We start from the raw sequence: 9,789 nt of genomic DNA on the forward strand, positions 1-9,789 counted from the left end.
GGAGCCGCAACTAAAACTGGTGAAGCGCTCGCCCATAAGTTCTGCAAAGAAAGTGCAAAGGTTGTTATTAAGGGTTACTTGATGACCCTGTGCAAGATGTAGTTGCTACGATTACCGAGAGACTGTATCCTCAGAGACTTCCTTGAGGAAAGGGAAATAGGCTGAGTAGTCCCAAACCTGCAAGCGTCAGCGAGAGCGAGAGCAACAACAGTTTTAGCTGATTTTGCCAGGGTCGAGGGGAAGTCGAACTAGTTGAATTTCCTTTAGCAGCGGGTTTTGCTCCAGCGGGTACTAAAAACAGCAGCAGGCTACCGAGGGTCATCAGGCTACCGAGGATTAGGGCTGTTCCACCAATCCAGGCGATCGCAATCCACAAAAGCTGACTCATAATTTGTGCTCACGGTTCACCGAGTGGGAATATCGCAGAGATGGCGATCGCTTTCACTCAATCTGCGGTTGGTATGCAAATAATCCCACACCCAGGAGCAACTGCGAGCTAGTAGGTCATCCAGGTTCAGGTTCCACAATACTACGGTGCCTTCACCTGTGCTAGCGGCAAGGGTTTGCCCATCGGGGCTAAAGCTCAGTCCTGCGATGGTAGATTCTCCCTGCACGCCAAGTTTCAACGTAGATAAGAGCGAACCGTTGAGGCTCCACAACATCACTTTGCCGTCTATGCTGCTTGAAGCCAGAGTTTGACCATCGGGGCTAAAGGCAACATTGCCAATATTTGACTGGTGTCCTCTAAGCTCCAGCAGAGGAGTGCCGTTTGGTCGCCACAGCCGCACGTCTCCATCCAGGCTACCCGTTGCTAGGGTTTGACCATCCAGGCTAAAGCTGACATCTTTAACAGCACTGGCATGTCCGGTCAAAGTTGCAATCGGGTCGGGTGCAAACCTACCGTTTCTTAATCGTCGCCATAGCTTTGCCGTTTCGTCATCGCTGCTCGAAGCCAAGGTTTGACCATCAGGGCTAAAAGATACGACGACAACGTGGTCACTGTGTCCACTCAAGCTTTGAACGGGATTTGCCAGAAATTCGCCACTGCTGCTGCGCTGCCACACTTTGATCGTGTGATCTTCTGCTGCCGCTGTGAGGATTTGACCGTCAGGGCTGAAGTTCACGTCGCGCAGAATTGCCTGCCCATCTAGAGTTTGTAGCAGGTTGCCTTCTAGCGTCCAGATTTTGACGGTACGGTCGGCGCTGGCGGTGGCGATCGCCCGACCATCGGGGCTAAAGCTAACGCTGTGAACTCGCTCCTGATGTCCTTTCAGAACAGCAAGTTGGGTACCATCTGCCCGCCAGAGTTTTGCTACGTTGTCAGCCCCCGCTGTGGCAAACATCTGTCCATCCAGGCTGTAGTCTAGATCGCTGGCTCGGTCTTGATGTCCCCGAAAAGTAAGCGGCTGCAAACTGTCAGGATGCCACAGCCGAATGGTTTGATCGGCACTGGTGGAAGCGAGAATGTCTCCATCCGGGCTGAAGCCAACGCTATAAACTGGGGCACTATGCCCTTGCAGTGTTTTGATCGGCGTTCCGTCTAGCTGCCAGAGTTTAACGGTGTTGTCGGCGCTGGCAGTCGCAAAAGTTTGACCATCGGGGTTAAAGCTGACTCGCCAAACTCGATTTAGGTGAGCCTGCAGGGGTGTAGAAAAAACTGGCTCAAACGTTTCCCTTTGCCGCCTCCAAAGCTGCACGGTGCCATCTTTGCTTGCAGCAGCGAGAATTTGCCCATCCGGGTTAAAGCTAAGGCTGACCAAATCGTTGGGAATGGGTAGGAATGCTACCGGGCTACCATCTAGCTTCCAGATCCGAATGCCATCTACGCCTGCTGATGCCAGAGTTTGACCGTCGGGGCTAAAGCTAACAGACAAAACCCAACCCGTGTGTCCTGACAATGTGATTGGTTCACTGCCAGCATTCTGGTGCCATAGTTTGACAGTACCGTCTGCACTGGCTGAAGCCAAAAGCTGACCGTCAGGGCTAAAGCTGACTGCGTTTACCTTGTCCTGATGCCCTTCCAAAACGCCGACAGCAGTGCCGTCTCGCTGCCACAGGCGAATGGTTTTATCGTCACTAGCAGAAGCGAGCAGTTGCCCATCGGGGCTAAAGCTGACGCTGCGAACGTTGCTGCTGTGCCCTTCCAGTGTTTTGAGCCAGGTACCGTCTCGCCGCCACAGGCGGATGGTTTTGTCGTCGCTAGCAGAAGCGAGCAGTTGCCCATCGGAACTGAAGGCGATGTCGATGACGGTGCGATCGTGTCCGTCTAGGCGGTTATATTCTCGAATGCCGTAGATGATTTGCTGAAGCGAAGTGACAACTTTAGCGCGGGTTTCAGGATTTTCGCTAAAAAACCAGCTTAGCTGCCGACCTGCTCTCAGGGATGCCAGCAGTGCTTCTAACTCTTTGCCGGAGTTAAACAATTCCATTGAGGAAGTGCTTAGCGTATTCAGTTGAGCATTCGCCTGCACGACTTCGGCGCGGTGCCACTGCCAGGTAGTCATCCCGACTAAAAATAGGGCTGTAGCTAGACCGCTAGAAAGCCCCCAGATGCGACGACGACGCTGGCGATCGCGCAAGTTCTGTTCCTGAGTTTGCAACTCCAGGCTGACCTGAATAAACTGTTGCTCGATCGCACTCAAGTCAGGCTGACGGTTGTGTAGCCAGTGTTCTGCCTCTAGTAGGGTTGCGCCGCGCAGCAAAGCGCCCTGATCGCGCTGACTAGTTTCCCATTGACGAATAGTGCTGCGAAGCCGCTCTTGCCAGGTGCGAAAACTGCGGTCTTCTTCGAGCCACTGGCGCAATCGCTGCCATTCTTGAATTAGGGCTTCGTGAGCCAGTTCAACGATTTCTTCACCTGTGGCTTCGTCTTGTCGGCTGACGATTAGGCGGGTATCTGCCAGGTAATTCACCAGATGCCAATGATTTTCGTCGATTTCACGGCGGGTCGCCAACCGTCGAGTGTCGGCAGTGCCCTCACCCGGATGGACAAGCTGAATAAAAATTCGCTGTGCCTGACGCTGAGCAGCTGGGGTTAGAGCGCTGTAGATCTGTTCGGCGTAGCTAGCCAGGGCTTGCTCGACTCCGCCGATCGCATCATAAGCAGCGTGGGTCAGGTAGCCGTCGCTCTGCTTTTCCCACAGTAAGGTCAGAGCAAATTCTAATAGCGGCAACTGACCAGGAGAGGCATCTACGGCATCCAAAATTCGCTCGGTCAGCCCTTCTCCCAAGTGGATTCCCTGGGCGATCGCAGGTTTCTCAATTGCTGCTTGGAGGTCTTGTCGAGTCATCGGACTCAGCAATTCCGGTGGAAATCGCCCCAGTGCTTCGGCAAAGGGACGGTAGTCCAGCGCATGTTCACAAAAGTCAGCCCGCAGGGTCAACACCAAAGTAAAGTTTTGGCTGCGCTCCACGGTTGTTAGCAGTTCGTCTAAAAAGCGCTGCTGTTGACGGATGGTTTCCTCAGCAGAATTCCCTTCTTCGTAGAGCGTGTAGAGTTCCTCAAATTGGTCAGCGACCAGGAGTAATCGCTTGAATCGGGGAAATTTTTGCAGGATGCGATCGCTTACATCCGTTAAAGTCAAGTGATTTTGCTGAAGGGCGATCGCCAGTTTGTTGATCTCCACTAGCTGCTCGGTTTCGCTCAGCGTCGGTTCCAGCAACGGGACTAACTGTTCTGCCAGCCGAAAATAGGGACGGTTGCCAGGACGAAAGCTGATGACCAGCCAGTCCAACTGCCGCAGTCGTGGGATGAGTCCGGCAAAAACGAGGGAAGATTTGCCGCTGCCTGATGCCCCGATGATGGCAACTAAGGGACGCTGATGAACGACTTGGGTGAGTTTTTCGGCTAGGGCTTCTCGTCCAAAGAAGTGGGGCGCGTCGGTTTCCTGGAAGGCGGAGAGTCCTTTGTAGGGGCTGGGGGCTAGGGGCTGGGGGTTGGGGGTTGGGGGTTGGGGATTGGGGGTTGGAATGGAAGGAGTGAGGGAGTGCCAGGTGAGGAGGGGGGCAGTGGGGTTCTGGTGCAGGATAGGGAGCCAGGTGGCGCAGGGGCAGTGAGTTTCGAGAGATTGAAGCTGTTCTCTGGCTTCTCGCACCGCAGTGTAGAGGGGCTGTCCGCCAGAAAAGCTGGTGAGGAAGTGTTTGAGGAATTCTTGGGCGACGCGATCGGGAACGGGTTCGCGCATCACGATCATTTGGGGCAGGTGCAACCGCTCTAACCGTCGGGCGAGCCCGAGTCCGTCACAGGAGTTGAAAATAGCCAGCTTTAAGCCACGAGCGATCGCCTTCCGTAGTGCATAAGTCAACTCATCGGGGGAAAGGCGATCGCCCCGATTCAACTCAATTTGTCCGGTTTCGCCTTCTGGGTCGCTGGTGCTATGTCCAGCAAAGAACAGGATGTCCCAACCCTGAGCATCCCACAGATATTTTTGTAGCTCCTGGCGTTCTGGCTCAATCAGAAAAACGGTTTCAGCACCGTCGGGCAGGTTGGCTAGAAGCTGGCGATCGCTCTCTACGTCAATGCCGGTGCGATCGCCCAACACAGCCAAAATTCTGGCGTGGCTTCGGGTTGGGCTGGTCGATTCTACTCGTTCATAGGCAGGCGCACTTAGGGCAACTTCGGCTTTTGGATAGCGCTGAAGCAAATCCCACAGATGCCAGGGCAATCGTCGCAGTTGGGTATCTTCTGCCTGGAGAATCAGCCGCACCGCTTCGTGTACTGATAGCTTTTCTAAAAGCTGCTCTCGGATGGGGCGAAATGATTCCGCTGACAGCCAGGTGTTGAATTGGTCGGATAAATGTTCTGCTGCTTTTTGGCAGTCTGTCAGAATGTTTGTCCTGGAGCCGGAGGTAATGGGGTTTGGGCGATCGCCCAGCCGAAACAGCAAACTCAGGCTGCGGTAAAGTGACTGCCACTGGTGATATTGCTCCAGCAAATGAGTCGCCGCAGGCAGTTTCCCCTTCACCCGTGACTGAATGCTGGCTGGAGGCTGTCCCTCCACCATTCCATCGGTGCGAATTTCTAATGTGACAGCTATGCCCTGATGCAGGTCGCCATCTAGATCAAGCGTCACCAACTTAGCCATCGTTACTTACCTGCTCCCCTGTTTCTTGTGGAGATGCATAGAGGGGTGGATCAAACTACAAAGGATTCTGTGACATGAATATCTTGCCAAGCCAGTTCGACTTGAAATTCTTCTGCTAATTGGGCAGTGAATTCGTACTGAAGGAAGGTATCAGTGGCTCCAGCGGTCACTTCTCGGAAGACTTCTCCAGCCGCAGTCAATACCTTTAATTGAAGATGGGGCGGCAACTCAGCAGGTTCCCCACTGGAGTAAACCTGTAGGTGGATACCAAACTGATTTTCAGTTTCCGGAGAAATCGTCACCACTAGCGCCAGGGCTGTAGGCGGTTCCTGAATCTCTGTTGTTGCAGTAGTTTTCTCCTTCGGTTTTTCTAACTCAATCCGCTTCACTCGCTGAATCGCAGCACGACGAAAGGCAAAACTGGGCGATCGCTCCCCAAACAGTTCTTCAACAGCTTGCCAACCTGCTTCAAAATTTCGCTTTAACCAGTCGCTCAGATGCACGGGTGAAATGACCTGGGGGGACTGAAGCGACTGAGGCGCTTTGGCTGCGGCTTCCAATTCACTCAGGTGTTCGAGTAGGGTATCAAGCGATCGCAGCGTTCCCAACGTCAGCACCTCTTGTTGCTCAGTCACCTCTGCAACCGAAGCGAAACCTAAAAGCTCCACCTCGTTGAGCTGTTTGCCAAACTGGACTGGCACATAGCCAATGCGATCGGGGCTGGATTGCAAGGGGAGGGCGATCGTTTTTTCACCGGGCAACACGGGGCGACATTCCAACCGTCCTAAATCAGGTAGCACCAGATCTGCCACGTCAAACAGCGCCCTTAGTACCGCATTCCAGCTATTGCTGTGCTTCAGGTCAGACTCAATGTATAGCCACTTGAGATAACGATGAACCGCCCAAACCGCCAATGTATTTAAGTAAACTCGTTTGCCCTTGTGAGCATCAATCTGTTCACTCGCAAACTTTCGCGCCACATCATGAGCCTTGGCACTGATGGGAATCGTCAGCCGAGGGGGGGCAATAGAAGGACTCATAGGACTGTCTTCGTGCATCTACAAAATTTTGGGTTAAATCTCTATATCTTTATCGGGCTGATAGCCTAAATTTTGGGCGATAGTTTGCAATAGCGGCAAACCTCGATTTTTCCAGTGCCAGTTCAACGTGTGGTAGTTGATCTCAAATTCACGAGCAAGCTGCACCATCCGGTCGGGTGGATGCTTGAGCAATAGCCGCTGGCTGAGCATCTGACAGTTGCAGTCTGGATAGGCTTGGGGATGGCACTGCCGCAGCTTTTCCTCTGGATCGGTCTCAATATATTCAGCTAGTTGCAGCCCAATCCGATTTCGCTGTTGCGCTGCCTGTGCCTGACGAACCTCTTCCTCTAATTCCAAAATCGTACAGGCACCGGGAGCAACTAGCTGATCGGCAAACGTGGTGCTGGCATCCTCACTTAAAGGCTTATCTATTGATATAGGAGTCTTTTGAGCTTGCCGCTGAAACTCGATTTTAGGGTTTTGAGTTTTTGTACGGGGAGGACGCTGAGGAGTAACTAAATCTTTAATCCGATACTTCAGCCGCAGTTTGCCATTGATCCAGGCAATCAGACTTTTTTGCAGGGAAGCCTGTTGCGGCTCAAATTCGTGAATCTCGTTAGCCAAGCGCAAAAACGTGTCGTTGAGTGCTTCGGGATAGTCTGGATGATTAGATTTTGCTAAACCGGGAAGTTGCTGAATCTCTAGCAGCAGTTGGTTCATGGCTCGTCGCCAGGTCAAGCTACTGCGAGGATGCTGCTGAACAGCAAAAATGAGCTGCCGCAGCCGATCTTCACAAGCTTCTTCCTCGTTGAGTGGGTGTACCGTCATCTGGTCTGCCGACGTAATGGATGCTGATGGAATGGATAGGTTTAGCGGTGGAGGAGTACAACTCTGAAGCATGAGAAGGGACTGTCTGAGAGGTTAGCAAATATTCTTTCTAGGGTTAGCGATCGCCAGACACAAGGTAAGCATCACCTACCCTTAAGCGAGTATTCCTAGTATTCGTAGGTTGGGTGAAGCGAATGCGGAACCCAACAACGCCTCAGATATAGATTAAGTTCAGGGAACAAAGACCACCGAACAAAGATTGTGTTGGGTTCCGCGCTGCTTCACCCAACCTACAGAAGATGTGCAATTTGGGAAGACGTTGAAGTGATGAATACCTGACAAACGATTCATTGCCTCAATCTTATACCCATTCCAAGTAAAACCTCAGAGGTTAACAGCCCCTTGTTAACCGAGGTTCGCTTGTAAAGCTTCCATGAAGAATTCCTTGAATCGTCCAAAAAAATAGAGGGTTTTCCGAAAGAGCAGTGAATCTAAATTCGATCGCTTGATGCGCGATCGCTCACCCCGGAAGAACCATGAATTACTTTGCCCTGCTGATGCACTTTTTGCGCGATCGCCAAACCTTCTTGGACGAAGTGTACAAAGGCATCAAAATCAACCAGAAAGTATTTTCCATGCTGGTTTGCAGCACTGTGTTTTTGGCGTTTTATGGTATCATCATCGGCTTGTCGAGCAGTTGGGAGCAGGCGATCGCCTCTGCAATCAAGCTGCCTGCTCTGTATCTGATCACATTACTCATTTGTCTGCCAACGCTCTATTTCTTTGATGTGATTTCTGGCTCAACTCGCACCTTTGGGCAATATCTGGCACTCCTGTTAGCCTCAACTTCGGTAATTAGTGTAATGCTCTGTGCCTTTGCCCCGATTGCGCTATTCTTTCACCTTTCGATCAATGACTATGTGTTTTTCAAACTGGTGAATGTTCTCATCTTTGCCTTCACCGGGTTCCTGGGCATCAACTTCTTCTACAAAGGAATGATGGCGATCGCCAGTTGTGACGCTGGAGCCAGTTCTCATCAGCCTTCTATTATGCGAGGTTGGCTAATTCTCTATGGCTTCGTCGGCAGTCAGCTTGGCTGGTCACTTCGTCCCTTTTTCGGCGCACCCGATCAACCCTTCTCACTATTTCGAGAACAGGAAAGTAACTTTTATTTCCATGTCCTCAAAGTGTTTGTCGAGGTGCTGGGGCTTAGTTAGGGGATGTCACACTAACCGTTTATGCCCGTAGTGAGCAACACTTCGACAATCTTCAATTTTGCTAATCGTAGATCAGCTTCAACTCTTAGGTCGGTCAGCTAGTGATCTAACGTTTTCAATCACCCGCCGTAGGCAACCTCATACACTCAACAGATAGCCTTCGCGGTCGGCGTGCATTGGACTTGTTATCCTGTTACCATTTACGCAAGATGAAGCTCAAATTTTCCTTGTGCATCAATTGTTTGGTTGAAATCTAAAAGTTGGTATTTTAATCGAAAAGCACCATGAAACCTTCGTTCAGTTAAGATACCTTCAGCCTGTGTCTCGGTTCGATATGAAATATTTCGGAGTAGTCTCAAGGGTTTCCAATTGTAAGGATCAAAGACTGTATCACCTGCTGGTAAAACAGTATTAGTGACCTCAGTAAAAAGAGTAGGCTTTAATGAATTGCTCGAAAGATTCATTTCTGTGCTAACTAGTTCAAAACGATCCAAACCAAGCTTGGTATTTAATTCATTCATGGAGCGGAAAGGCATCTGTGACTGGAGATATGCAATGAGATGCTGATTTTCATTTCGCTCTACTGAACCACCGGAAATTGTAAGAGTTAACTCCTCTAGGATTGGCAAACTTACATTACTGCTCGTAAAAACAACACTTCCGCTTGTAACTCGCACTATGGAACGTAGCCCTTTCCCTATAGGCTCTCCAATATCAGGCTCAATACGAGGATGGTCTCTTCTAATAGCATCTGGTCCAATGACATTTTGAATTCTAGAAAAGTTCTCGTCCAACTTTTCGTAGTTCACCTCTAAGAGAGGAAGAGCATCTGGTCCCTGATTTGTTTGATAGATTTTTACTTGCAACCCATTAATGAGACAAAAGTAAACTGCTCTAACCCCTGGATGATTAGCATATGTGTATGACTGCTCAATATCATTGAGAGTAATGTCCACAGGTGGCTTGGCTTCGATAATCCAGCGGACACTACTATCAACTTCGCAAATGTAATCTGCACGACCTCGAAGTTCAGGATCTTTCTTTGTATCTTTCCGTCCTAAAAAAACTCTTGGATATCGAAGAGATTGCTCACGAATGATATTAGCTGATGTACCTGATCTGTAACCAAGATACCGCAGCAAAGGAGCGATGATTTCCTCTCGAATATCGCTCTCATTCAATAAAGAAAAATCATAATCTTCAAATTTCATCTATTTTTACTAGAAACAAAACGAAGATAACCAAATCAAAGCCTAACTGTTAAGTTTTGACGATTCTATTCAAAATTCCTAGGGCGTGTTTTAAAACCCAGCTAAAATGGGAGTAGGAGTATTTCAAAGACAACAAACCAATCTTGGTTACACGCAATCCAATTTCACGCAAAGACCTAACCAATCAACAATGGCAACAATTGCAGCCGATGTTGCCAAAACCGAGTCCAAAAGGTGGACGACCCGCTAATGACCACCGCAAGACAATCAATGGCATTTTATGGATTCTCCGCACGGGTGCTCCTTGGCGCGACTTGCCTGATCGTTATGGTGCTTGGGAAACGGTCTCCGGTCGCTTCTACGCTTGGCGCAAGCGAGGACTATGGCAGCAGATTCTACAACAGTTGCA

General features: G+C 50.3%; 7 protein-coding genes. 2 read left to right on the top strand and 5 right to left on the bottom strand.

The window, feature by feature from the left end; genetic code table 11:
- Positions 1-130 precede the first annotated feature (130 nt).
- Genes H6G00_RS02655 through H6G00_RS02670 form a run of 4 tightly spaced genes read right to left on the bottom strand, consistent with a single transcriptional unit; the run spans position 131 to position 7,024 of the window.
- Positions 131-388 (bottom strand): hypothetical protein, encoded by a 258-nt coding sequence (locus H6G00_RS02655; RefSeq protein WP_190642445.1) that lies wholly within the window; start codon positions 386-388, stop codon positions 131-133.
- 16 nt (positions 389-404) lie between these two features.
- Positions 405-5,084, bottom strand: a complete 4,680-nt coding sequence (locus H6G00_RS02660) for a CHAT domain-containing protein (RefSeq protein ID WP_190795516.1) — start codon at positions 5,082-5,084, stop codon at positions 405-407.
- Positions 5,085-5,134: 50 nt separating this feature from the next.
- Complete coding sequence (locus H6G00_RS02665; protein WP_190795517.1) at positions 5,135-6,124, bottom strand: DUF1822 family protein; 990 nt, start codon at positions 6,122-6,124, stop codon at positions 5,135-5,137.
- 33 nt (positions 6,125-6,157) lie between these two features.
- Entirely contained in the window at positions 6,158-7,024 is an 867-nt protein-coding gene (locus H6G00_RS02670; RefSeq protein WP_190642448.1) for a hypothetical protein, read from the bottom strand.
- Between the two features lie 464 nt (positions 7,025-7,488).
- On the opposite strand from H6G00_RS02670, the gene H6G00_RS02675 reads away from it, so the two are divergent.
- Positions 7,489-8,169: an actin-binding WH2 domain-containing protein gene (locus H6G00_RS02675; protein ID WP_190795518.1), complete on the top strand. Its 681-nt coding sequence runs from the start codon at positions 7,489-7,491 to the stop codon at positions 8,167-8,169.
- Positions 8,170-8,369: 200 nt separating this feature from the next.
- Here the strand turns inward: H6G00_RS02675 and H6G00_RS02680 are convergent, their stop codons facing one another.
- Complete coding sequence (locus H6G00_RS02680; protein WP_190795519.1) at positions 8,370-9,380, bottom strand: type I restriction enzyme HsdR N-terminal domain-containing protein; 1,011 nt, start codon at positions 9,378-9,380, stop codon at positions 8,370-8,372.
- A 161-nt stretch (positions 9,381-9,541) separates the two neighbouring features.
- Between H6G00_RS02680 and H6G00_RS02685 the strand changes: the two genes are divergently transcribed.
- Positions 9,542-9,789, top strand: a 248-nt coding sequence (locus H6G00_RS02685; RefSeq protein ID WP_347278137.1) for a transposase, incomplete at its 3' end; no start/stop codon positions are given.

The organism is Leptolyngbya sp. FACHB-541 (assembly GCF_014695875.1).
Lineage (GTDB): Bacteria > Cyanobacteriota > Cyanobacteriia > Elainellales > Elainellaceae > JAAUTN01.

Excerpts from the sequence above, each read along its gene's own strand:
- H6G00_RS02655 (WP_190642445.1), bottom strand. The coding sequence starts at position 388 with ATGAGTCAGCTTTTGTGGATTGCGATCGCCTGGATTGGTGGAACAGCC.
- H6G00_RS02660 (WP_190795516.1), bottom strand. The coding sequence starts at position 5,084 with ATGGCTAAGTTGGTGACGCTTGATCTAGATGGCGACCTGCATCAGGGC.
- H6G00_RS02665 (WP_190795517.1), bottom strand. The coding sequence starts at position 6,124 with ATGAGTCCTTCTATTGCCCCCCCTCGGCTGACGATTCCCATCAGTGCC.
- H6G00_RS02670 (WP_190642448.1), bottom strand. The coding sequence starts at position 7,024 with ATGCTTCAGAGTTGTACTCCTCCACCGCTAAACCTATCCATTCCATCA.
- H6G00_RS02675 (WP_190795518.1), top strand. The coding sequence starts at position 7,489 with ATGAATTACTTTGCCCTGCTGATGCACTTTTTGCGCGATCGCCAAACC.
- H6G00_RS02680 (WP_190795519.1), bottom strand. The coding sequence starts at position 9,380 with ATGAAATTTGAAGATTATGATTTTTCTTTATTGAATGAGAGCGATATT.